Genomic DNA, 23,999 nt, shown 5'->3' with positions numbered 1-23,999 from the left:
ATCACACCAGTTCCGCAGCGTAGTTGAACTCCGTCGTGCCGGGAATCTCGCGCCCCGCCTTGAAGGCCGCCAGGATCTCGTTCCAGCTCTCCCGGGGCGCCTGGCGCAGGTCGATCACATAGGAGCCGCACCCCGCCCGGCGCAGCTCGCCGTGACGGGCGGTCAGGGAATAGGGTGTGGCGGCGGAGATGGTTTGGAGGCCGTCCCGGCTGGTGACACTATACGCCTCTCCCCGGTCCGAGTGAAGCGGAATGTTGCTGTGCACGTCCTTGATGCGGATCTTGGTGGTCATGACCGGCAGCGGCGCATAGGCGATCACCCGCCGCTCCACGTCGATCCCTGCAGCCAGAAGCTCCGCCAGATTGGCGGCGTCGTCCTCGATATAGAGGGTGCAGATCTCGGCCCCCAACTCCTGCCAGGCGGCCAGGGCCTGGCTGTTGAGGGAAAAACAGCGGTGCCAGGTGGAGATGTGCAGGTCCGCCAGCCCCTTGAACAGATGGAAGTGGGAGAGGTTCGCCGCCTCGAAGCGCCGGAATCCCGCCTGGTGCAACTGGCGCAGGGTATCGCGGTACAGGGGTATGTCCCGGTCGAAGATCATGAAGGGGAGTTGCCAGATCATGCGCTCCTCAAAGCCGCGCATGCGGGGGATAACCCCGGGGAGCTGGTGGATGGCCGCCCGGGAGAGCGGCAGGATCGTGACATCGGCGCCGTTTTGCAGCGGGAAACGCCACTCCTTGGGCTGGTCCATGACCACCGCCAGGGTTTCCTTGGGAGCGGCATGGGGAGAGCCGGCGCGAAACGCCGCCACATCACGCAGGGCCGCGGCCCGGGCCGCGGCGATCCGCTCACGGAACCCCGTGGAAAGCGCCTCGTCCAACTGCCGGTAGAACTGCCGCCGTAGCTCCTTGAAGGTGGCCGACGGTATCAGCACCGCCGGAAAGCCGGGGGCCTCCAGGGATTCCAGCAGGAAAGGGGTCTCGCCGGTCCTGGCAAACTGCCCCTGGAGCACCGCCTGCATGTCGCCGCTACGGGCCGGCTCCAACGGGCCGAGGGGAAATTGGAACGGGTACTGCATGCCGCCGACCTCGGCCTCCAGGTGCATGACGCCGTCGTTCAGGGTGACCCGCAACCGGCACGGCACCTTGTCCCGCTGCACCGACTCCAGCCGCCGCAGACAGGCGTTTTCGCTCAGGGTGAAGGCCTCGCGGGAGGATACCTTGTAGACCGCATCCCCGGCCGTGAAGCGGAAAGGTGTTTCCACCTCCACCACGCTCCCCGCCTTCGCCTCCATCACCTTCTTGCGCCCCACGAACAGTTCGCGCACGGTCCAGGCCTGGCCGGCCATATCGCTCTTGGGCTGGGCCCGCAGCCGATCCCCCACGTACAGGGCGTCCCGGCTCTCGAAGGTCAGGCGGTTGCCCTTGACAGACTTGATCTGGCCGACGAAACGCCCGGTCCCCCCCTTCTGCCACGGGTTGGCGATATCGTCCGGCTGCTGGGAGGCCAGAAAGCCCTTGGTCGGGGTGCGGCCGAAGGAGTATTTCAGGATCTCCTTGGCGGCGCCCAGCGCCTCCTTGCGGGACCGTTCCGGCGCATCCAGCACCAGGCGGTAGGCCTCCACCACGCTGGCCACGTACTCGGCCGATTTCATGCGCCCCTCGATCTTGAGGGATTTCACCCCGGCCCGGGCCAGTTCCGGCAGCATGTCGATGGCCGACAGGTCGCTGGTGGAAAAGTAATGCCCCTCTTTGCCGCGATGGTTATACAGGCGGCGGCAGGGCTGGGCGCAGCGCCCCCGGTTGCCGCTGTGCCCCCCCAGGTAGGAGGAGAAGAAGCACTGTCCCGAGACGGAGAAGCAGAGGGCGCCGTGGATGAAGGTCTCGATCTCCACCGGCGTGGCCGCGGCAATGGCCGCCACCTCGTCCAGAGCCAGTTCGCGGGCCAGTACCGCCCGCTGGAACCCCAGATTCTCCAGCATCTTGACGCCGGCCGTGTTGTGAATGGTCAGCTGGGTCGAGGCGTGAAGCGGTATGGTGGGAAAGTGGCGACGGATCAGCCGGGCCACGGCCAGATCCTGAAGGATCACCCCGTCCACCCGCATCCCCGCCAGGGCGGCCAGGGTATCCACCAACTGGGGCAGTTCCTTCTCGTTCACCAGGGTGTTGAGGGTGATATAGATCCGTCGGCCGTGGCCGTGGGCATAGGCCAGCATCCGTTCCATCTGCCCCAGGGTGAAGTTCTTGGCCCGGGCCCGGGCGGAGAAATCGCGCATGCCGGCATAGACCGCGTCGGCCCCCTTTTCCATGGCGGCAAAGAAGGATTCCAGGGACCCGGCCGGGGCCAGGAGTTCGGGTTTTTGTGGTGAAATAGACATTTGGTTCCTTAGACCTAAGAGAATAGTTTACCACAAAGACACAAAGTACACAAAGTTACACAAATAATGATTCCAGCCAGTTATACGACAATTTCATAATTGGCTGGACTCTCCTTTTGTGTGGGTACCTTTTCGCCGCTAACTTTGTGAATCCTTTGTGCTCTTTGTGCCTTTGTGGTGAATAACTACCGTCTTTAGGTTAAACAGAAAACGCCCCATGAAGGGGCGCTCCGACGTTACCTGAAAAACGTGATTTTTGTGCAAGGTCAAGGCTGCCCGAAGACTTGCTCAAGGCTTGCGCACAAGGCACGTTCTCATTCATTACTTCTCAACGAGGATCCGCAACATGCGCCGCAGCGGCTCCGCAGCACCCCACAGAAGCTGATCGCCGCAGGTGAAGGCCTGCAGGTAGTGGGGTCCCATCCGCATCTTGCGCACGCGACCGACCGGAACCGTCAGGGTGCCGGAGACCGCAGCCGGGGTGAGCTGGGCCAAGGTATCTGCCTTGGTGTTGGGCACCAGTTTGGCCCACTGATTGTCGTTGGCGATCAACTGCTCGATGTCGGCCAGCGGCACGTCCTTATTCAGCTTGATGGTCAACGCCTGGCTGTGGCAGCGCATGGCGCCGACCCGCACGCAGATGCCGTCCACCGGGATCGGCGCGGCCGTGCCCAGGATCTTGTTGGTTTCGGCAAATCCTTTCCACTCCTCGCGGCTCTGGCCGTCCTCCACCTCCTTGTCGATCCAGGGGAGCACACTCCCGGCCAGGGGGTAGCCGAACTCCTTCTTGGGCAGGGCATCGCTGCGCAGGGTGGCGGTCACCTTCCGGTCGATCTCCAGAATGGCCGACGAGGGGTCCTTGAGCAGGTGCGCGACCGAGTCGTGCAGGGCCCCCTTCTGGGCCAGCAGTTCGCGCATGTTGGGAGCCCCGGCGCCGGAAGCCGCCTGGTAGGTCATGGAGGTGAGCCATTCCACCAGCCCGGCCCGGAACAGCCCCCCCAGCCCCATCAGCATCAGGCTGACGGTGCAGTTGCCGCCGATGAAGTCCTTCTGTCCCTTGGCCAGGGCGCTATCGATGACGTTGCGGTTGACCGGGTCGAGGACGATGACCGCCTCCGGCTCCATGCGCAGGGTGCTGGCCGCGTCGATCCAGTAGCCGTTCCACCCCTGCCTGCGCAACTCCGGGTGAACCGCCTTGGTGTAGTCGCCCCCCTGACAGGTGAGGATGACATCGAGCTTTTTCAACTCGGCCATATCGTCGGCGCTCTTGAGGGTGCCGGCGTTCATGGGGGCCGGCTGCCCGGCCTGGGATGTGGAGAAGAACACCGGTTCGATACCGGTAGCGAAATCACCTTCCTCCTGCATCCGCTGCATGAGGACCGAACCGACCATACCGCGCCAACCGACGATTCCGACTTTCATAGTCTGTTCCTTTTTTCCGAAGATGTGATTAGTTACACCTGAATCCGTGACGACTGAACGGTGGAACGAGCGACATGCCGGAACCCAACGCCTCCCATTTAGCGTCATGCCTGCTTTGCCGTGCGTCCTCCGCTACGGCGGAGACATAACCGGCAATGCCTGGGCTGAGGCATGGTAAGCGAGAGGAGCCGTTCAGGCGTCACGGATTCAGGTTACAGTGCCGCGATGATGGCGTCGCCGATCTCCTTCGTGTTCACCAGCTTTTCGCCTTCCTTCTTCTGATAGATGTCGCGGGTGCGGAAGCCCTGGTCCAGCACCGTGGCCACGGCGTTGTCGATGGCGTCGGCCGCCTCGACCATGCCGAAGGAGAAGCGGAGCAGCATGCCCGCCGAAAGGATCTGGGCAATGGGGTTGGCGATCCCCTGGCCGGCGATGTCCGGGGCAGAACCGCCGGACGGCTCGTACATGCCGAAGGTACCCTCGGCCAGGGACGCGGACGGCAGCATGCCCAGGGAGCCGGTCAGCATGGCGGCCTCATCGGAGAGAATGTCGCCGAACATGTTCTCGCACAGGATCACGTCGAACTGCTTGGGCCAGCGCACCAGCTGCATGGCGGCGTTGTCCACATACATGTGGGACAACTCCACGTCCGGGTATTCCTTGGCAACGGTCGTGACGATCTCGCGCCACAGCACCGAGCTGGAGAGGACATTGGCCTTGTCGATGGAGCAGACCTTCTTGCCCCTCTTGCGGGCCGCCTGGAACGCGACATGGGCGATGCGCTCGATCTCCGGCACGGAGTAGCGCATGGTATCCACGCCGATCCGGTCCCGGCCGTTTCCTTCGATACCCTTGGGCTGGGAGAAGTAGATGCCGCCGGTCAACTCGCGGATGACCAGGACGTTGAAGCCCCCCCCGATGACCTCTTCCTTGAGCGACGATGCGCCGGTCAGGGACGGGAAGATGATGGCCGGCCGCAGGTTGGCGTAGAGGCCGAAGATCTTGCGCAGGGGGAGCAGCGCCCCCCGCTCCGGCTGTTCGTCGGGCGGCAGGTTCTCCCACTTCGGCCCACCCACCGAGCCGAACAGGATGGCATCGCTGGCCCGGCAGATATTCACCGTGGTCTCGGGGAGGGCCTTGCCCTCATTGTCGATGCCGGCCCCGCCCACATTGGCGTGGGTCCGTTCGAAGGTCACCTGATATTTTTTTTCAATGGCGTCCAAAACCCGCAGCGCCTCGGCCATCACCTCCGGTCCGATGCCGTCACCCGGCAGAACCGCTATCTTATACGCCTGTGCCATGTAAATCTCCTCTGTAAGTCTCTGTAGTATACTAATTTCTATACCCCTGTTTTGTCAACAGCGGGTATCAGTTTTCGGGCACACTGATGGGTTGTCAAAAATTTAGGTTGTTCAAAAATAGTCAGATCGTCGCACCCGCAGAAAGCCCCGCGGAGGTGTAGCAGCGCTACGCCGCACAATTTCACTTGTGAAATTGGACCGCGAAGGCGCCCGAAGGGTGAGGCCGCAGGCCGAAGTCACAAGGCGGTTTTCGAGGACGGCGGCAAGATGGCTGTTTTTCAACAACCTGCTAACAGAACGGGGCGGTTTCGCAACCGCCCCGGCCTTGACCATCCACTCGTCAGGATGTATGCAACGCTGTGCGGCTCGGGCCCTTAGATGCCCGCCTTGGTCTTGAGAATCGCTGCCTTGTCGGTCTTCTCCCAGGTGAATTCGGGCAGTTCACGACCGAAGTGGCCATAGGCGGCGGTCTTTTTGTAGATCGGGCGGAGCAGGTCGAGCTGTTCGATGATGGCGCGGGGGCGCATGTCGAATACCTCGCGCACCAGTTCGGCCAAACGGTCTTCACTCACCTTGCCGGTGCCGAAGGTATGCACCATGATGGAGACCGGCTGAGCCACGCCGATGGCATAGGCCACCTGCACCTCGCACCGTTCGCACAGGCCAGCGGCCACCAGGTTCTTGGCCACGTAGCGCCCCATGTAGGCCGCCGAGCGGTCCACCTTGGAGGGGTCCTTGCCGGAGAAGGCGCCGCCGCCGTGACGCCCCATGCCGCCGTAGGTATCGACGATGATCTTGCGGCCGGTCAGGCCGCAGTCGCCCATGGGGCCGCCCACCACGAAACGGCCGGTGGGGTTGATGAAGTAGCGGGTATCGGCATCCAGCAACTCGGCCGGGATGACCTTCTTGACCACCTCGGCGATCACCCGCTCCTCGATCTCCTTATGGGTCACGTCGGGGGTATGCTGGGTGGAGATGACCACCGTGTCGATGCGGCTCGGCTTGCCGTCCACGTATTCGACCGAAACCTGGGACTTGGAGTCGGGGCGGAGGAAGCTCAACTGGCCGGATTTGCGCACCTCGGCCAGCTTGGCCACCAGTTCGTGGGCCAGTTGGATCGGCATCGGCATCAGTTCCGGGGTCTCGTTGCAGGCGTAGCCGAACATGAGCCCCTGGTCGCCGGCGCCCTGTTCCTTGTGCAGGCCGTCACCCTCGTTGACCCCCTGGGCGATGTCGGGCGACTGCCGGTCGACGGAAACCAGCACCGCGCAGGTGTCGGCGTCGAAGCCCATTTCGGAGTCGGTGTAGCCGATCTCCTTGATGGTGTTGCGCACGATCTCGGAGTAGTTGATGGCGGCGTTGGTGGTGATCTCTCCGGCGATAACCGCCATGCCGGTGGTCACCAGGGTTTCGCAGGCCACGCGGGCCGTCTTGTCCTGGGCAAGGATGGCATCGAGGATGGCATCGGAGACCTGATCGGCGACCTTATCGGGATGACCTTCGGATACCGACTCTGAGGTGAATATGAATTTTTCGGACATGAAACGGAACTCCTCTCTGATGGCAATTATTGCTCTCTAAAGCCCTGGAACCGACGGATCGGAACCCATACTGAAATACTCGTCGAATGAACCTGTTAATTTATAAATATGTATCTGTTTTGTCAAGTAAAGATAGTCCGGCTTCATTCCGTTTGACTCGCACCCGCAACTTACTGCACAATAGCGCGCATTTTGGGAATTTCCCCCTTTCGGAGCGCCCCTATGGCCGCCGGTTTCAACCTCATACTCGCCGTGGTCGTCTGCCTGTTCCTGGGCGGTGCGGCCGTAGCCGCCGCGAAACGGCCGAATGGTGCCTGGAATTATTACCATTTCGACGGAAGCCGCTTTGTCGCCGGCCTGGCGGCAGACGGGAAGCGCGCCGTGGCGGTGCGGGACGGGGTTCGGCCGGTGGTCGCGCTCCCCGGTGCGAGGATTGAGGCGGTCGCCCTGCCGGCAGGCACGGGGGCCGTGGCCGGCATCTGCTACATCCAGAGTGCGGGCGGCAAACTGACCGGCGGGGCCGGGTACCTGGCCGCCCCTGCCATGCGTCTGCCGATCTCATCGGGCACCAACGTCGTGACAACGGTACAGACCGACGAGCAGGGGTATTTCATCGCCGTGCTCCCAGCGGGGCGGTATGTCGTCGGAGAGGGCCCCCTGGCCAGGAACGTGCGGGTAGAAAGCGATCAAACGTCGCTCATAGCATTGCGCGTGGGCAAAAGGATGGTGGATTGATGACAATGGCGTTCACACGGCTTGCGGTGGCGTTTGCTTGCGTGCTTGGCCTCTCCCTGCCGGGGGCTGCCGGGCCGCTCGACGATTATTACCTGGCCGCTTTCAATGAGCAGGGCGGCAGCGCACTGGAAAAGGCGATTCTGTCCACGACGGCAGAGACGGCCGGAGCCATCCAATGCGGAACGCCGCTCAAACACGAGCTCAGCAGGGACTGGAGCCTGCTGGAACCGGCGACCCGGAAGACGCTGGCCAAACAACTGGCCGCACCGGCGCTGACGGGCGAGGCGACCCTCCTCTCCAGCGGCGGGCACTTCCTGATCCACTATGCCACATCGGGCAGCGATGTCCCGACGCCGGCAGCCGGGTATACCGTCCCATCCTGGGTGCAGGCCGTGGCCGACACCTTCGAGAGCGTCTACGCAACCTACATGACCGCCGACGGCTACCACCCGCCGCCGGGCACCCCGTACCACATCTACCTGCGCAGCCTGGCTGCGTTGAAGATATACGGCCAGACGACATCGACCTCTTCGTCGCCCTCCCCCGGCTTTACCAACGCCTACGGGAGCTACATCGAGATCGACAAGGATTTCACCAGTCCGATATTCCACCCCCAGGTCTACACGCCCCTGCAAAGCCTCCAGATCACCGCAGCCCATGAATATCACCACGCCATCCAGTACGGCTACAACTTTTTCTTCGATATCTGGTACGCCGAGGCGACCTCCACCTGGTACGAAGATGAGGTGTACGACAACGTCAACCAGCTCTACGCCTATCTCGACGCGGCGCTGCTGAACACGAACCTGAGCATCGATATCGCCCCCAGCATCACCACGGGAGGTGGATACGGCCGTTGGCTGTTCAACCGCCATCTTGCCGAGGCCCATGGCGGGCAGAGCATCGTGCGCAGCTTTTGGGAACGCCTGGCGACAACGGCACCAGCCGGACAGGGCGATATCCCCATGATACCCATAATCGACACCTTATTGCAGGCCAGCGGCTCAAGCCTGAGCACGGACTTCCTTGGGTATGCCGGCAAGCTGTACACCGGTGCCTGGAGTACCCACCAGCCGGAGATACCGCTGATCCCAGCGGCGGCCATGACGGGGACCTTTACATCCTACCCGGTTGCGGGTACCTCCACCCCCTCCCCATCCGTAATCCTGCCCCATTACTCGTTTGCTTTTTTCCGCATGGTGCCGTCGGCAACCTCGCCCGCCACCCTGACCATTACCCTCACCGCCGATACCGGCATTTCTGCGGTCGCGTTCAGCAAAACAGGGAACAGCATCAACTCGTTCACCGCCGGCGTCGGCAGCAGCCAGATAACGATACCCGGTTTCGGCGCGACCACCGAGGTTGTACTCCTCCTGGCAAACACCACCGGCAGCGACAACCTCTTTGCCGGGTTCAGCAGCGACGGGAGCCAAGTCACGCGCACGCCCTCCGGCGGCGGCGGCGGTGGTGGCGGCGGCTGCTTCATCGCCACCGCCGCCTACGGCAGCTACCTTCATCCCCAGGTCCGGGTGCTGCGCGAGTTCCGCGACCATTATCTGTTGACCAACGCCCCCGGCCGGGCCTTTGTGGAGTTCTACTACCGCTTCAGCCCGCCGCTGGCGGACTTCATCGCCCGCCATGAGACCCTGCGCTGGGCGGCGCGACTGATCCTGACCCCGGTCGTCATGGCCGTTGCCCACCCCGCAGCCATGGCCGCCGCGCTGATGATGGCGGCAGGCCTGTATATCCCGCTCCGCCGGCGACACAGGACCATGGTCCAGACCGTTTGACACCGGCGGGGGCGCCGTGTCGGAAATGACCGGAAAAGCGGCCGCGGTCGCTTTTCCCCTGTCAACGGCGCGTGCCTTCGCCCGTCCCCGTGGTACACTTGAAACCAGGTACACCCATTGAACAGAACGCCTGGGGGAGGCCTTTGATGCACTGGAAGAAGATGATTATCGCCGCCGTCATTGTCGTTGTGCTGGCAATGACGGTATTTTTCGTCATGCGCCACAGACCAGAGGAGTCAAACACGCTCAAGGTTTCCGGCACCATAGAGGTCACCTCGGTCGAGCTGTCGTTCAAGGTCGGCGGCCGCCTGGCCCAACGCCTGGTGGACGAGGGGGAGATGGTCACGGCGGGTCAGTTGGTGGCGCGCCTGGAGGATGACGAGCTGAAAGAAGACAAAAACGCCCGGGCAGCCGAAAAACGGGCCGCCCAGGCAGCCCTGGCCGACCTGCAAGCCGGCAGCCGCCGGGAGGAGATTGCCCAGGCCGAGGCGGCACTGGCGCGAATGCGGGCCGATGCCGAACGCTTGAGGAAGGATGCCCTCCGCTCGGAGGCGCTCTTCAAGCGCGAGGTAATCCCCCAGAAGGACCTGGATGCCGCCCGGGCCGGGCGCGACGCTTCGGCCGCCGCGGTGCGCGAGGCCGAGCAGCGCCTGAAACTGCTGCGGATCGGCCCCCGGCCGGATGCGGTACGACAGGCAAAGTCGCATGTCGAAGCGGCCGAGGCCGGATTGGCCCTGACCGAAACACGCCTCTCCCAGAGTACGCTCACCGCCCCCCTGGCGGGGCTGGTGCTGGCCAAACATGCCGAGCAGGGGGAGATGCTGGCCGTGGGCGCCCCGGTCGTCACCATCGGCAAGATGGACGACGTCTGGCTGCGGGCCTATATCCCGGAAACCGAGATGGGGCGGGTCAAGGTGGGACAGCGGGCGCGGGTCACGGTGGACACCTGGCCGGGACGGGTCTTCGAGGGAACGGTCTCCTTCATCTCTCCCGAGGCGGAGTTCACTCCCAAGAACGTCCAGACCGAAAAGGAGCGGGTCAAGCTGGTCTACCGCATCAAGATCACCATGGCCAACCCCAGGATGGAGCTGAAGCCGGGTATGCCGGCCGATGCGGTCATCGAGACCGGGGACCGGAAGGGCTCGCCCCAGGGGACCAACCTTTGATTCAGGGCGAAGCGGCATGACTATCGTGGCTACCAAGCTTACCCGGCGCTTCGGCGACCTGACCGCCGTGGACGACCTGACCCTTTCCGTGCCCCCCGGCGAACTGTTCGGGCTGGTGGGCTCTGACGGCGCGGGCAAGACCACCACCATCCGCATGCTGACCGGCGTGATGGACCCCACCACCGGCGATGCCCGGGTGCTGGGCTGTCCCTGCCGCGACCTGGAACCGGTGCGGGGCGCTATCGGCTACATGAGCCAGCGCTTCGGCCTGTACCCGGACCTGACCGTGGCCGAAAACATCCGCTTCTATGCCGACATCTTCGGCGTGGCGCGCCGCAAGCGGCTGGAACGGACGGAGCACCTGCTCGCCTTCAGCAACCTGGCCCCGTTCCGCGACCGCAAGGCCGCCAACCTTTCCGGCGGCATGAAGCAGAAACTGGGGCTGGCCTGCGCCCTGGTCCATACCCCCAAGGTGCTGTTCCTGGACGAGCCGACTAACGGGGTCGATCCGGTCTCGCGCCGGGATTTCTGGCGCATCCTCTACGGCCTGCTGCGGGACGGGGTGACCATCTTCGTGGCCACCGCCTACCTGGACGAGGCGGACCGCTGCCACCGGGTCGGCCTGATCCACAAGGGGCGGCTTCTGGCCTGCGACAAACCGGTTGCCCTGCGGCAACTGACCGGCGGGAGCGTGCTGGAACTGGTCACCCCCGATGCACGCGCCGCGGCCCAGATACTCCGGCAGGAGCGCCCTGATCTCGCCGTCGCCCTCTTCGGCGACCGGCTCCACCTGACCAGCGATGCGCCGGAGCGGGCCGACCAGGAGTTGCGGGAACTGTTCCTACAAGCCGGTATGGAGTTGCAGGCCCTGGAACGGGTCGAACCGTCCCTGGAGGATGTCTTCGTCGCCATGATCGGCGAGGCGGACAGGCAGCAGGAGCCGTCGACTTCCCCCCCTACCAGGTTTTCGGAAAATTCAGGTTGTTCAAAAATAGCCAGATCGTCGCACCCGCAGAATGCCCTGAGGACGCGTAGCAGCGCTACGCCGCACGAAAGGGCTTTCGAGGACAAAGGCCTGATGGCTGTTTTTCAACAACCTCCCGCCGGGGAACCGGCTGTGTCGGTACGGGGTCTGACCCGCCGCTTCGGCGACTTCATTGCCGTCAACGCCATCGATCTGGAGGTGGCCCAGGGGGAGATCTTCGGCTTCCTCGGCCCCAACGGCGCCGGCAAATCCACCACCATCCGCATGCTGTGCGGCATTCTGGAGCCCTCCGCCGGCGAGGGCCGGGTGGCCGGCTGCGACGTGATGCGCCAGCCGGAACTGATCAAGACGCGGATCGGCTACATGAGCCAGAAATTTTCCCTGTACGAAGACCTCACCGTGGAGGAAAACATCGCCTTCTACGGCGGCATCTACCGTATCCCCCCCAAAAAACTGGCCCGGCGCGCGGAGTGGGTGATCACCATGGCCGGGCTGGAGGAGCGGCGCCGCTCCAAGGCGGGCGAGCTGTCCGGCGGCTGGAAGCAGCGCCTGGCCCTGGGGTGCGCCATGCTGCACGAGCCGCCGGTGATCTTCCTGGACGAGCCGACCTCGGGGGTGGACCCCATCAGCCGCCGCTCCTTCTGGGACCTGATCAACCGCCTGGCGGCAAATGGTGTGACCGTATTCGTCACAACTCATTACATGGACGAGGCCGAATACTGCGACCGCCTGGCCATGATCTACCGGGGGGAACTGGTGGCCCTGGGGAGCCCGTCGGAATTGAAACGGGGGCACATGGCCGAAGAGGTTCTGGAAGCGGCCTGCGAACGCCCCCAGGACCTGTTGGAGGAACTGGAACGGCTCCCCTGCGTGCGTCATGCCGCCCTGTTCGGCCGGGGCGCCCATGTGGTGACCGAGAACAGCGCCGCCACCGAAACGGCCCTGGCCGCCTCTCCCCTGGCCGGGCAGGTGCGCCTGCGCCGGGTGCTCCCCTCCCTGGAGGATGTGTTCGTTTCCCTGATCGAGGCGCGGGACCGGGACGAAGGATCGAGCCGGTTGCCGAGGGCGACCCCATGACGGGCCATATCGCCATAAAACTGCGCCGCACCCGGGCCGTGGCCCGCAAGGAGACCCTGCACCTGCTGCGCGACCCCCGCAGTCTGATCATGGGGCTGGCCATCCCCATGCTGATGCTGTTCCTGTTCGGCTACGCCCTCAACCTGGACATCGAAAAGGTCAAGTTGGCGGTCTGGGACCGGAGCGATACGGTGGCCAGCCGGGATTTCGTCGCCAGCTTCGCCTCTTCCCGCTACTTCCAGCTGGTGGAACGCGCTTCGTCCTACGGTGAGATCGAGCGGGCCATCGACAGCCGCCGCGCCATCATCGCCCTGGTGGTGCCGGAAGGCTTCAGCCGCACCCTGGAGGGACGCGGCCGCGCCGATGTGCAGGCCATCCTGGACGGCAGCGACGCCAACACCGCCACCCTGGTGCTGGCCTATGCCGAAGCGGTGGCCCGCACCTTCTCCGCCGAGATCATGGTGCAACGCCTCCACCGGGCCGGCCGCTCCCCGACACCGCCGCCGGTGGACCTGCGCCCCCGGGTCTGGTTCAACACCGACCTGGTGTCGCGCTACTACATCTTTCCCGGCCTGATCGCGGTGATCATGATGGTCATCGCGGCCCTGCTCACCTCCCTGACCGTGGCGCGGGAATGGGAGACCGGCACCATGGAGCAACTCATCGCCACGCCGCTCACCGGCGGGGAGATCGTTGCCGGCAAGCTGCTCCCCTACTTCATGATCGGAACCATCGACCTGGTCCTGTGCGTGCTGGTGGGGTACTTTGCCTTCGGCGTGCCGTTCAGGGGGAACCTGGCGCTCCTGTTCGCCCTGTCCCTGGTCTTCCTGGTGGGGGCGCTGGCCCTGGGAATCCTGATCAGCATCCTGGTCAAAAGCCAACTCCTGGCCAGCCAGTTCGCCCTGGTGACCACCATGCTGCCGGCCTTCCTGCTCTCCGGGTTCATGTTCCCCATCGACAACATGCCCCAGGTGATCCAGATCGCCACCAACGTGGTCACGGCGCGCCATTTCGTCCACATCCTGCGCGGCATCTATCTCAAGGATGCGGGTATGGAGGAACTGGCCCCCCAGGTGCTGGTACTGGCCCTCTTCGGCGTGGCGGTACTGGCGTTGGCGGTGAAAAAGTTCAGGAAGAAGATCGATTAACAGGCGGCTGAAAAACCCAGGTTGTTCAAAAATAGTCAGATCGCCGCACCCGCAGAAAACCACGAGGAGGCGTAGCAGCGCTACGTCGCACGAAGTGGTTTTCGAGGATGCGGCGAGATGGCTGTTTTTCAACAACCTGCAAGGAAACATCACATGTTCGAACGGCTGAAGGCCATGCTCATAAAGGAGTTCATCCAGGTGCTGCGGGACCCGCGCACCCGGTTCGTGATCTTCGTCTTTCCGGTGTTCCAGGTGGTGGTCTTCGGCTATGCGGTCAACACCGACGTGCGCAACAGCCGCACCGCGGTGCTGGATCGTGATAACAGCCGCGAGAGCCGCGGAATCGTGGAGCGCTTCCAGCGCTCCGGGTACTTCGACATCACCGAGCGGGTCGCGGACGAGCGCCGTATCCGCTATCTGCTGGACCGGGGCCAGGTGCGGGCGGTACTGGTCTTCGACCACGGTTTCGAAGGGCGGCTGAAAAAGGAGGGGGCGGCCCCCCTGGCCCTGATCCTGGACGGCAGCGACGCCAACTCGGCCGGGATCGTGCTGGGCTACGCCTCCTCGATCATCGGCGCCTACAACGCCGAAGAGCTGGCCCTTCGCCTGGCCCGCAACGGGGTTGCCGCCCGGCCGGAGGGGGTGACGCTCCGTTCCCGGGCCTGGTTCAACCCCAACCTGGAGAGCCGGGTCTATTTCGTGCCGGCGGTCATCGCCATGCTGGTGATGGTGGTGACCATGCTCCTCTCCAGCATGGCCGTGGTGCGGGAGAAGGAGATCGGCACCATCGAACAGGTGGTGGTCACCCCCATCACCAAAGGGGAGTTCATCCTCGGCAAGACGATCCCCTTCATCCTGATGGGCTACGCCAATGTGATCATCGTGGCCTTCGTGGCGGTGCGCTGGTTCGATATCCCCATCCGGGGGAGCCTGGGGCTTCTGGCCTTCAGCACCGGCCTGTTCCTCATGAGTTCCCTGGGGGCGGGGCTGTTGATCTCCACCGTCAGCAGCACCCAGCAGCAGGCCATGATGACCGCCTTCTTCGTCATCTTTCCCTGCATGCTGCTCTCCGGCTTCTCCTTCCCCATCGACAACATGCCGGTTGCGGTACAGTACATCACCCTGATCAATCCCCTGCGCTACTACATGATCATCCTGCGTTCCATCTTTCTCAAGGGTGTGGGGATCGTGGTGCTCTGGCGGGAGTTGGCGGCCCTTACGGCCATCGGCGTCGTGGTGCTCATGGTGGCGGTGGGGCGTTTCAGAAAGACGGTGGGATAATGGACGGGCGGATGGCCGCCCGTCACTCGTCCGCTTTTTCCTTGCGGTAGAACCGGATCAAAAACTCCCCATCCCTGGGGGAGAGGTCGAACTTGAAGACCGCCTCCTGGAGAAGCGGCGCCAGCGGCTGGCCGGGGTTCTCCAGAAGGTTGCCGGATATCCATTTGATTGCGCGCCGCAGCTCTTCTCCATCCGGTAACAGGTCATGCATAGCGATAACGCTCCTTTACACAATAGGTGATCCCTGCTCTCTTTGCTCTTCGGAGGCCTGCTTGAGCGGCAGGATGACGCTGAAAATCGTGCCCTGGCCCGGCTCGCTCAATACCTCGATCTCGCCGCCGTGGTCCCTGACGATGCCGTAGGATACCGCCAGCCCCAGGCCGGTCCCATGGGGCTTGGTGGTATAGAAGGGGGTGAATAGTTTCTCCACCTGCTCTTCGCTGAGGCCCGGTCCGGTATCCGCGACCGCTACCCGGCACAGCCCGGCCTCCGGGTCGTCACCGATGTCCACGAAGAGCGTCCCGCCCCCCTCCATGGCCTGCAGACCGTTCACGATCAGGTTGGTGAAGACCTGCCGCAACTGGTCTTCGTCCGCCTCGATCATGATCTCTTTCCCGCGGTAATCCCGGGTCACGGTATAGGGATCGAGCAACACCTGATGTCCCACCTGATCCAGGATATCCTCCAGCACCTCCGCGAGGGAAAACCGGCTGAGCTGCTTGGCGCTGCCGCGCGAGAAGGCCCGGAGATTTTTGACGATCCGCTCGATCCGTGCCACCTGGCGCATGATGGTGTCCAGCTCTTCGGGGCCGTGATCGTCGGCAGCGCTGTTCATCTCCAAAAGCTCCACATTGCCCCGGATGATGGCCAGGGGATTATTGATCTCGTGGGCCACGCCGGAGGCCAGAAGCCCGATGGCCGCCAACCGTTCCGCCTGGGCCAGCTCCTTTTGGGCAAGCAGCAGTTGCTCGTTCTTTTCCTCCAACTGGGTGGTGCGTTCCGTCACCTTCTCTTCCAGGGTGTGGTTGAGGGACAGGATCTCCCGTTCCCGCTCCTTCAGGCGGCGTTTCATGATGTTGAACTCGCCGGCCAGCGAGGCGATCTCGTCATGGCTGTCCACGGTGATGTCGGACTGCTGTTCACCGGCGGCGATCCTCCGGGCCCCCTCTTCCAGCGCCTTGATCGGCCGGGCCATGTTGGAGCCGAGCCAGGCCGAAAGCGGGACGCCGAACAGGGTGACGAAGGCCAGGACCCCGGAGAAGATCATGTTGATCTGGGAGCGCAACTCCGCATAGGGCTGCTCCGGCATCCCCACATAGAGCGCGCCGACCACGGTTCCCCGGTAATCCCGGAGCGGTTCGTAGGCGGTAAAGTTCCATCTGTCCACCACGAATGCCTTGCCGTTCCATTTTTCCCCCCGGCTGATGGCGTTATACACCTCGGCCGACATCACGCTGCCGATGGCCCGCTCGCCCCGCTCGTTCATCACGCTGGTGGCGATGCGCACATCATCCAGGAATACCGTGGCACTGCCCACCGGCTGGCCGGCATTTTCCCGCGGTTGGAAAATGACCCGTGTGATGCGGTCAACGAGCCTGTTTTCGCCATTGAGCAACATGCCGCCATAGATCACGCCGGCAACGGTGCCGTCGGCTGCGATGACCGGGGCAGCGGCAATCAGGAACAACCCGCGGTTTTCGACCTGTTTCGTGTAGGTCCGGGCAAGGGGGGTAGGTTTGAGGGGGATATTCATCAGCGAAGGGAGTTGGGGATTTTCACGAACGACCTGCTCGGGCCGCAACAGGAAAATACCGCTGCAGACGATCCCCTTGGCGGCATCGGTGAGGATTTTTTCCGATCGCAGCGCATCGCCCGTACTGCCGGGGTTGGCGGCCCGGTAGCGGACCAAACCGTAACGGTCCACCAGGGTCAGGAAACTGAGGCGATCATTCCTGAGTATAGACTGAAGGGGGATAACGGCCGGCAGGTTTTTGTTGTCGCGCAGGGCGGCCGACAATTCCGGGGAGAGGCCGGCCAAGCGGATGATGTCGCTCAGACGCGCCATCTCCCCCAGAAAGATCTCGTTAGCCGAACTGAGATTGCTCTCCACCGTCTGTTGCGCCTCGCTGATGAAGCGCGTGATGATGATCGAGGAACCGATGACCCAACAGACGGCAATGGCCGCCATCAACGGCACCATGGTGCCCACCGTCAGCTTGAAGCGTATGGAGGTCCGCAGGAACTTCATGCCGCCTCACGCCCATGAGGGCCACGGCCCGGCATTACTCGGCCCGGCCGGCATTGAGGCCGAATTCGACGATCTTGCGGTCCAGCGTCTTGCGCGAGATGCCGAGGATCTCGGCCGTGCGGCTCTTGTGGAAGCCGGTGCGCTTCAACACCGCCTTGATATGTTGCCGCTCCACCTCATCCAGCGCCACCAGGGGGGCCGCCCCATGGAGGGCGGCCACGGTCTCGCGGCGCCTCCCGATGGGGAGCAGGGCGGCGGTGATGGTGTTGGAACGGGCCAGGATCACGGCGCGCTCCATGACGTTCTCCAACTCGCGCACATTGCCGGGCCAATCGTAGTCCATCAGCATCGCCAGGGCTTCATCCTCGAAATCGTGCACCTCTTTCTTCATCTTGGCGGTATAGATATCCAGGAAGTGGCGCGCAAGCGGTTCGATGTCCTCGCGCCGCTCGCGCAGGGAGGGGAGATTCACGGTTATGACGTTCAGGCGGTAATAGAGATCCTCGCGGAAACGGCCGTCCCGGACCTCGTTGACCAGGTCCTTGTTGGTGGCGGCGACAAAACGTACATCCACCTTGCGGGGCCGGGTCGAGCCGACCGCGATGAAATCCTTTTCCTGGATGACCCGCAGCAGCTTGGCCTGCACCGTCGGGCTGACATCGCCGATCTCGTCCAGAAAAAGCGTCCCGCCGTCCGCCTCCTCCACCAGCCCCTTCTGATTGATGACGGCGCCGGTAAAGGCACCGCGCACATGCCCGAAGAGCTGGCTTTCCAGAAGGGTATCCGAGAGGGCGGCGCAGTTGAGGGAGATATACGGCTTGCCGGCACGCGGACTGTTGGCGTGGATGGTGCTGGCGATCAACTCCTTGCCGGTGCCCGATTCCCCCAGGATCAGGATATTGGCATCGCTGGAGGCGACCTGAAGGGTCAGGTCGTACACCTCGCGGAAACAGGCACTCCTGAAAACCATTGTTTCGGAACGGCCCGTCCCCCGCTGCAACTCCTTGCGCAACATGAGATTTTCATTGGCCAGCCGGTGATGGTCGAGCAGTCGGTCCAGCACCGTGAGCAGCTTCTCTTTGGGAAACGGTTTGGTGATATAGTCGTAGGCCCCCAGCTTGATGGCCTGGACCGCATCGTCGATCGTGCCATGGGCCGTCATGATGACCACCGGCACGTCCGGGCGTTCGCTACGGAGATGCTTGAGAACCTGGAGGCCGTCCATGTCGGGCATGCGCACGTCCTGGAGGATCACATCGCACTCCGCGGCATCCGACGCCTTTACCCGCTTCAGAAGCTCGTTGCCGCGCAAAAAGGTCTCGACCTGATAGCCGTTCGCACTCAGGAGCTTATCAAGATAGCGGAGAATATCCGCTTCATCATCACATACAAACACAGTTGGCATAGGACATGCTCCTTATTCACGCGGGTGGCGTCGTTCCCCCCTTGCCCCCAGCGAGACCAGCGGGCAGACAAGCTCGTAATCTCTCTCCTGAACCATGGAGCGGCTGTTTTTTCCCTGTGAGAACAGAGGGAAGCGGAGGGGACTGCCTGGGACAAAAAGATACATCATGTGCCAAAAAGACGCAACCGTTGTTTTGTTTTGTCGTCTGCCCGCCGAGTCGTAAACGCAACGAATCCAGCAATTATAAACAGTTGCAGCAAGTCGTCCCAAACAGCAAGATTGGCACGCCTGTTGCCGTATACTACAAGGTTTTTAACCAGCCACATATCAAGCACATGACAGCGGAGGATGCAATGACAAAAGAGGGCCTTTTCCCCGGCGTTACCCGTCGAGACTTCATGAAGACCTGCATGACCGTATCAGCCATGCTGGGGCTTCCCTACGGGATGGTTACCAAAGTTGCCCAAGCGGCCCAGAAGAGCGACAACAGGCCAGCAGTAATCTGGCTCCATTTCCAAGAGTGCACCGGTTGTTCGGAATCCCTGCTGCGTTCGACGCATCCGACCGTCTCCAACCTGATCCTCGACATGATCTCCCTGGACTACCATGAGACCCTCATGGTCGGCTCCGGACATCAGGCCGAAAAATCCCTGACCGACTCCTTGCTGGCCAACAAAGGGAAGTACATCCTGGTCGTCGAGGGCGCCATCCCCACCAAGGACAACGGCATCTACTGCAAGGTCCACGGCAAAACGGCCCTGGATTCGCTGAAGCATGCCGCCGAGGGCGCTGCCGCCATCATCTCCATGGGCACCTGCGCCAGCTACGGCGGCATCCAGTCCGTCGGCCCCAACCCCACCGGCGCCGTAGGGGTACGCGACATCGTCAAGGACAAGCCGATCATCAACATCCCCGGCTGCCCCCCCAACCCTTACAACTTCCTTTCGACCGTTCTCTACTACGTAACGTTCAAAAAACTGCCCGAGCTGGATCAGATGGGCCGCCCCAAATTCGCTTTCGGCCGCAGGATCCACGAGCACTGCGAGCGCCGCCCCCACTTCGACGCCGGCCGTTTCGCCCGCGCCTTCGGCGACGAGGGTCACAGCCAGGGCTACTGCCTCTACAAACTGGGCTGCAAGGGACCGGCCACCTATGCCAACTGTTCGGTGCTGCGTTTCAACGACGTGGGTGCCTGGCCGGTTTCCATCGGGCATCCCTGCATCGGCTGCACCGAGCCGGACCTGCTTTTCAAAACCGCCATCGCCGACAAGGTTCAGATTCACGAGCCGACGCCGTTCGATAGTTATGCTCCGATCGACCTGAAAGAAAAAGGCAAGGGTCCTGATCCTCTGACCACCGGCGTCATCGGTCTTGCTGCCGGCGCCGCCATCGGTGCGGGTGTCATGATGGCCAAGAAGCTGCCGGATGGTCCGGAGAAGGGAGATGACCATGGGAAAACCGAGTAGACGCCAGTTCCTCAAAATTATGGGCGCCACCGGCGCAGCCCTGCTGGCCGGCAAGAAGGCTGCCGTGGCCAATGAGGGGCACAAGATCAACAATGAAACCATCGGCATGCTGTACGACGCCACCAAGTGCGTCGGCTGCAAGGCCTGCATGTCCGCCTGCAAACGGGTCAACGGCGATTACGGCAGCCTCTCGTACGAGCGCGCCAAATTCGACACCGACGGCCTGTGGGACGCCCCCGAAGACCTGTCGGGCAGCACCCGCACCCTGATCAAGCTCTTCAAACAGTCCGAGCAGGAATGGTCCTACGTCAAATACTCCTGCATGCACTGCCAGAAGCCGTCCTGCGTTTCGGTCTGCCCGGTTGCCGCCATGACGCGCGACCCGGAAACCGGCATCGTGGATTACAACAAGAATACCTGCATCGGCTGCCGTTACTGCCAGGTGGCCTGCGCCTTCAACATCCCCAAGTTCCAGTGGGAGAAGGCGATCCCCCAGATCGTCAAATGCGACCTGTGCAAAAACACCAACCTGCCGAAGAAGGGGATCAGCGCCTGCGCCGAGGTATGCCCGGCCGGTGCGATCATGTTCGGCAAACGGAAAGACCTCCTGGAAGAGGCCGAAAAACGGCTGCGGGAAAATCCGGGCAAGTACATCAACCACATCTATGGCGCAAATGAGCTCGGCGGCACCAACCACCTCTACCTCGCCAGCATGCAGTTCAACAAACTGGGGCTGCCGACACTCAAGGACGAGGCGCCCGCCGAATTTTCCGAAAAGATTCAGCACACCATCTACAAGGGCTTCATCGCCCCGGTGGCGCTTTACAGCACACTCTGCTTCATCGCGCTGAAGAACATGAAGGGGCATGGTGAAGACGAGCATGACACCAAAAACGACAAGGGGGGCCATCACTGATGGGACACGATGAGTACCAGACACATGAAGCGAAAATTCTGACCCCCTCGTTTATCGTTCTTCTGACCCTGACCCTGATCGGGTTTGCATTGATCATTCTCCGCTTCGTAAAAGGGATCGGCACCGTCTCCAACATGAGCGACGGCTATCCTTGGGGCATCTGGATCACCTACGACGTCGCCACCGGCACGGCCATCGCCTGCGGCGGCTACGCCATGGCGATCCTGGTCTACATCCGCAACCGCATGCACTACCACCCCATGATCCGCTCCGCCATCCTGACCAGCATGTTCGGTTACGGGCTGGCCGGTTTTTCGGTCATGGTGGACCTGGGACGCCCCTGGAACGCCTACAACTTCTTCGTCCCTTCCAAATGGCAGGTCAACTCCGCCATGTTCGAAGTCGCCGTCTGCGTCATGGCCTATACGATGGTCCTGATCATTGAGTTTCTGCCCGCCATCCTGACGACGCTGGAAAAGACCGAGTGGAAGACCTTGCAGCATATGCTGGACTTGGTGTACGGCCGTCTCGGCATGGAACGGCCCGAACGGATCGGCGACCGGCTCGACAAGGTCAAGGAATTGGCCGCCTGGGCCCGCCCCCGGCTCGACAAGGTTCTGATCTTCGTCATCGTGCTGGGCATCACCCTGCCGACCATGCACCAGTCGTCCCTCGGTTCGCTCCTTTTGATCGCGTCGACCAAACTGCACCCGTTGTGGCATACCGGCTTCCTGCCGCTCCTGTTCCTGATCAACTGCATGTATATCGGCTACTCCATTGCCATCCTGGAGTCGGTCATCTCGTGCTACGCCTTCAAACGCCCCTTCGAAACCAAGGAGCTTTCGGGAATGGCGCGCATCATCCCCTTTCTGACGGTTATCTGGCTGAGCGTCGTCATCGGCGACCTGGCTTGGCGCGGACAACTGGGCACCGCACTTTCCTTCAACTTTTACTCGTGCTTCTTCCTGCTGGAGTTTTGTCTGATCGCCGCCGGTTCGCTGATCCTCTTCAGCAAGAAAAAAAGGGAATCCATCCGCTGGCTGTTCGTTTCAGCCGCCCTGATCGTGTTCGGCGGGGCCCTGTACCGCTTCAACGTCTATCTGATCGGCTTCAACCCCGGCAAAGGATGGCATTACTTCCCGGCCCTCGCGGAACTGATGGTAACGGTCGGCATCGTTGCCTTCGAGATCCTGGGCTACCAGGTGCTGGTCAAGTTGCTGCCGGTTCTGCCGAGGCTGCACACCCGCGAGCAACACGCGGCAACGCATCCCCTGGGGGAAAAGGCGTAAGGGAACGGCACAACGAGATACAAACACTCGCTATTTGAATCTTATCAATAAAAACCGATAACGGAGGAAATACATGGCCCGCATTACCCTTGACCCGATCACCCGTATCGAAGGTCACCTGAGAATTGATGCTGAAGTAAACGGTGGCGTCGTCACCAATGCCTGGTCGTCCGCCCAGATGTGGCGTGGTATCGAAACCATTCTGAAAGACCGCCCCCCCCAGGATGCCTGGATTTACGCCCAGCGTTTCTGCGGCGTTTGCACCACGGTCCACGCCATCTCCTCGATCCGCTCGGTGGAGCACGCCCTCAAGGTCGATGTCCCGATGAACGCCCAGTACATCAGGAACATCATCATGGCCCAGCACTCGGTGCAGGACCATATCGTCCACTTCTACCACCTGTCCGCCCTGGACTGGGTGGACGTGGTCTCGGCCCTCAAGGCCGACCCCAAGAAGACCGCTCAGCTGGCCCAGTCCATCTCCAACTGGCCGGGCAACAGTGAAACCGAATTCAAGGCCGTCCAGCAGAAACTGAAATCCTTCGTCGAAACCGGCCGTCTCGGCATCTTCGCCTCCGGTTACTGGGGTCACCCGGCCATGAAACTGCCGCCCGAGGCCAACCTCATGGCAGTTGCCCATTACCTCAACGCCCTGGATTATCAGCGCAAAGCCGCCCAGGCCATCGCCATTCTGGGGGGCAAGAACCCCCACATCCAGAACCTGTGCGTCGGCGGTGTCGCTACCGCCATCAACATGGAAAACCTGGCCACCCTCAACATGGAGAAGATCGCCGCCCTGAAGAGCCTGATGACGGAGACCCGCGAATTCGTCCAGCAGGTCTACTATCCGGACATGGTGGCCATCGCCTCCATCTACAAGGATTGGTTCAAATACGGCCGCGGCGTGGTCAACTACCTGGCCGTGCCGGAGATGCCCGAGGACACCAAAAACACCAAGTTCGCCCTGCCGGGAGCCATCATCAACGGCGGCGACATCAAGAAAGCACGCATCATCACCAACCACCAGGACCTGGACCTGATCGCCAACATCAAGGAAAACGTGTCCCACGCCTGGTACGAAGGAAACGGCACCCTGCACCCCTGGGACGGCGAGACCAAACCCAATTACACGGACTTCCAGGATAACGGCAAATACACGTGGTGCAAGGCTCCCCGCCTGGACGGCAAACCGGTTCAGGTCGGTCCACCGGCTCAGTTGTTTGCCGCCTATGCCGGCGGCAACGAAAAGGTCAGGAAACTGGTGGACGCAAGCTGCGCCAAGATCGGTGTGGGCGTGAACGACCTGCACTCCACCATGGGCCGTCTCGGCGCTCGCGCCATCCGTGCCCACCTGATGGCCGACTACTCTCTGGAGTATCTGGACAAGCTGGTGGAAAACGTGGGCAAAGGCGACAAGGTCTACGCCAATCCCACCGAGATCCCCAAAGGCGAGTACAAGGGCGTCGGTTTCCACGAAGCGCCGCGCGGCACCCTGTCTCACTGGATCGTGATCGAAAACCGCAAGATCAAGAACTACCAGGCCGTTGTCCCCTCGACCTGGAACGCCTCGCCGCGTGACGACAAAGGCCAGCTCGGCCCGTATGAGGCCTCGTTGGTCGGCAACCCCGTGGCACAGGCAGACAAGCCGCTGGAAGTGCTGCGGACCATCCACTCCTTCGACCCCTGTATCGCCTGTGCGGTGCATACCATCGATCCGGAAGGGAAAGAGATCACGAACGTCAAGGTAATGTAGTCGTCACGGAGCAACTCTCGCAACAGAAGCACAATGGGCGCTGACAACAGTGAAGAGACTTAGAGCAAACGAGTCGCATGTTCCTGTTGTCAGTCGCCTTTG

General features: G+C 62.4%; 17 protein-coding genes and 1 pseudogene. 11 read left to right on the top strand and 7 right to left on the bottom strand.

Going from position 1 to position 23,999, the window contains the following annotated elements; genetic code table 11:
- Position 1 precedes the first annotated feature (1 nt).
- The 4 genes from F6V25_RS09625 to metK form a co-directional block, all read right to left on the bottom strand.
- Positions 2-2,374, bottom strand: coding sequence for a peptidase U32 family protein (locus F6V25_RS09625; RefSeq protein WP_151128379.1), 2,373 nt, complete (start codon positions 2,372-2,374; stop codon positions 2-4).
- A gap of 321 nt (positions 2,375-2,695) precedes the next feature.
- Positions 2,696-3,796, bottom strand: a complete 1,101-nt coding sequence (asd, locus tag F6V25_RS09620; RefSeq protein WP_151128378.1) for an aspartate-semialdehyde dehydrogenase — start codon at positions 3,794-3,796, stop codon at positions 2,696-2,698.
- Between the two features lie 212 nt (positions 3,797-4,008).
- Positions 4,009-5,097: a 3-isopropylmalate dehydrogenase gene (leuB, locus tag F6V25_RS09615; protein ID WP_151128377.1), complete on the bottom strand. Its 1,089-nt coding sequence runs from the start codon at positions 5,095-5,097 to the stop codon at positions 4,009-4,011.
- Positions 5,098-5,471: 374 nt separating this feature from the next.
- On the bottom strand, positions 5,472-6,638 hold the full coding sequence (metK, locus tag F6V25_RS09610; RefSeq protein ID WP_149307210.1) for a methionine adenosyltransferase: 1,167 nt from the start codon (positions 6,636-6,638) through the stop codon (positions 5,472-5,474).
- A gap of 222 nt (positions 6,639-6,860) precedes the next feature.
- On the opposite strand from metK, the gene F6V25_RS09605 reads away from it, so the two are divergent.
- The 7 genes and pseudogenes from F6V25_RS09605 (at position 6,861) to F6V25_RS09580 (ending at position 14,820) form a co-directional block, all read left to right on the top strand.
- Entirely contained in the window at positions 6,861-7,373 is a 513-nt protein-coding gene (locus tag F6V25_RS09605; RefSeq protein WP_151128376.1) for a hypothetical protein, read from the top strand.
- A complete protein-coding gene (locus tag F6V25_RS09600) occupies positions 7,373-9,163 on the top strand; it encodes an MXAN_6640 family putative metalloprotease (protein WP_246167013.1) in 1,791 nt (596 codons plus the stop codon). Before F6V25_RS09605 ends, F6V25_RS09600 begins: the two co-directional genes overlap by 1 nt.
- A 146-nt stretch (positions 9,164-9,309) precedes the next feature.
- Entirely contained in the window at positions 9,310-10,329 is a 1,020-nt protein-coding gene (locus F6V25_RS09595) for a beta-barrel domain-containing protein (protein ID WP_151128375.1), read from the top strand.
- Positions 10,274-10,816 (top strand): annotated as a pseudogene (locus tag F6V25_RS17495) (ABC transporter ATP-binding protein); the annotation flags it as partial. The gene F6V25_RS09595 and the pseudogene F6V25_RS17495, both read left to right, overlap by 56 nt.
- 591 nt (positions 10,817-11,407) lie before the next feature.
- Positions 11,408-12,391: an ABC transporter ATP-binding protein gene (locus F6V25_RS17490; RefSeq protein ID WP_218043544.1), complete on the top strand. Its 984-nt coding sequence runs from the start codon at positions 11,408-11,410 to the stop codon at positions 12,389-12,391.
- 14 nt (positions 12,392-12,405) lie between these two features.
- Entirely contained in the window at positions 12,406-13,539 is a 1,134-nt protein-coding gene (locus tag F6V25_RS09585) for an ABC transporter permease (RefSeq protein ID WP_151128481.1), read from the top strand.
- A gap of 153 nt (positions 13,540-13,692) precedes the next feature.
- Positions 13,693-14,820: an ABC transporter permease gene (locus F6V25_RS09580; RefSeq protein WP_151128373.1), complete on the top strand. Its 1,128-nt coding sequence runs from the start codon at positions 13,693-13,695 to the stop codon at positions 14,818-14,820.
- A 22-nt stretch (positions 14,821-14,842) separates the two neighbouring features.
- Here the strand turns inward: F6V25_RS09580 and F6V25_RS09575 are convergent, their stop codons facing one another.
- From F6V25_RS09575 to F6V25_RS09565, 3 genes are read right to left on the bottom strand one after another with little or no spacing between them, the layout of a single operon-like run.
- Positions 14,843-15,031, bottom strand: a complete 189-nt coding sequence (locus F6V25_RS09575; protein WP_151128372.1) for a hypothetical protein — start codon at positions 15,029-15,031, stop codon at positions 14,843-14,845.
- Between the two features lie 15 nt (positions 15,032-15,046).
- On the bottom strand, positions 15,047-17,068 hold the full coding sequence (locus F6V25_RS09570; protein WP_151128371.1) for a cache domain-containing protein: 2,022 nt from the start codon (positions 17,066-17,068) through the stop codon (positions 15,047-15,049).
- 34 nt (positions 17,069-17,102) lie between these two features.
- A complete protein-coding gene (locus F6V25_RS09565) occupies positions 17,103-18,473 on the bottom strand; it encodes a sigma-54-dependent transcriptional regulator (RefSeq protein ID WP_151128370.1) in 1,371 nt (456 codons plus the stop codon).
- A 353-nt stretch (positions 18,474-18,826) separates the two neighbouring features.
- Here F6V25_RS09565 and F6V25_RS09560 point away from each other — a divergent pair, with 353 nt between their 5' ends.
- From F6V25_RS09560 to F6V25_RS09545, 4 genes are all read left to right on the top strand, one after another.
- Positions 18,827-19,939: a hydrogenase small subunit gene (locus F6V25_RS09560; RefSeq protein ID WP_149307218.1), complete on the top strand. Its 1,113-nt coding sequence runs from the start codon at positions 18,827-18,829 to the stop codon at positions 19,937-19,939.
- Complete coding sequence (gene hybA / locus F6V25_RS09555) at positions 19,923-20,855, top strand: hydrogenase 2 operon protein HybA (protein WP_151128369.1); 933 nt, start codon at positions 19,923-19,925, stop codon at positions 20,853-20,855. Before F6V25_RS09560 ends, hybA begins: the two co-directional genes overlap by 17 nt.
- A complete protein-coding gene (gene hybB / locus F6V25_RS09550; RefSeq protein ID WP_151128368.1) occupies positions 20,855-22,144 on the top strand; it encodes a Ni/Fe-hydrogenase cytochrome b subunit in 1,290 nt (429 codons plus the stop codon). Before hybA ends, hybB begins: the two co-directional genes overlap by 1 nt.
- A gap of 73 nt (positions 22,145-22,217) precedes the next feature.
- Positions 22,218-23,897 (top strand): nickel-dependent hydrogenase large subunit, encoded by a 1,680-nt coding sequence (locus F6V25_RS09545; RefSeq protein WP_151128367.1) that lies wholly within the window; start codon positions 22,218-22,220, stop codon positions 23,895-23,897.
- Positions 23,898-23,999: the final 102 nt, after the last annotated feature.

Origin of the sequence: Oryzomonas japonica, from assembly GCF_008802365.1 — a bacterium.
Taxonomy (GTDB): Bacteria; Desulfobacterota; Desulfuromonadia; order Geobacterales; family Pseudopelobacteraceae; genus Oryzomonas; species Oryzomonas japonica.
Note: the sequence above shows the minus strand (reverse complement) of the source record. Positions and strands in the feature narration are given on the sequence as shown.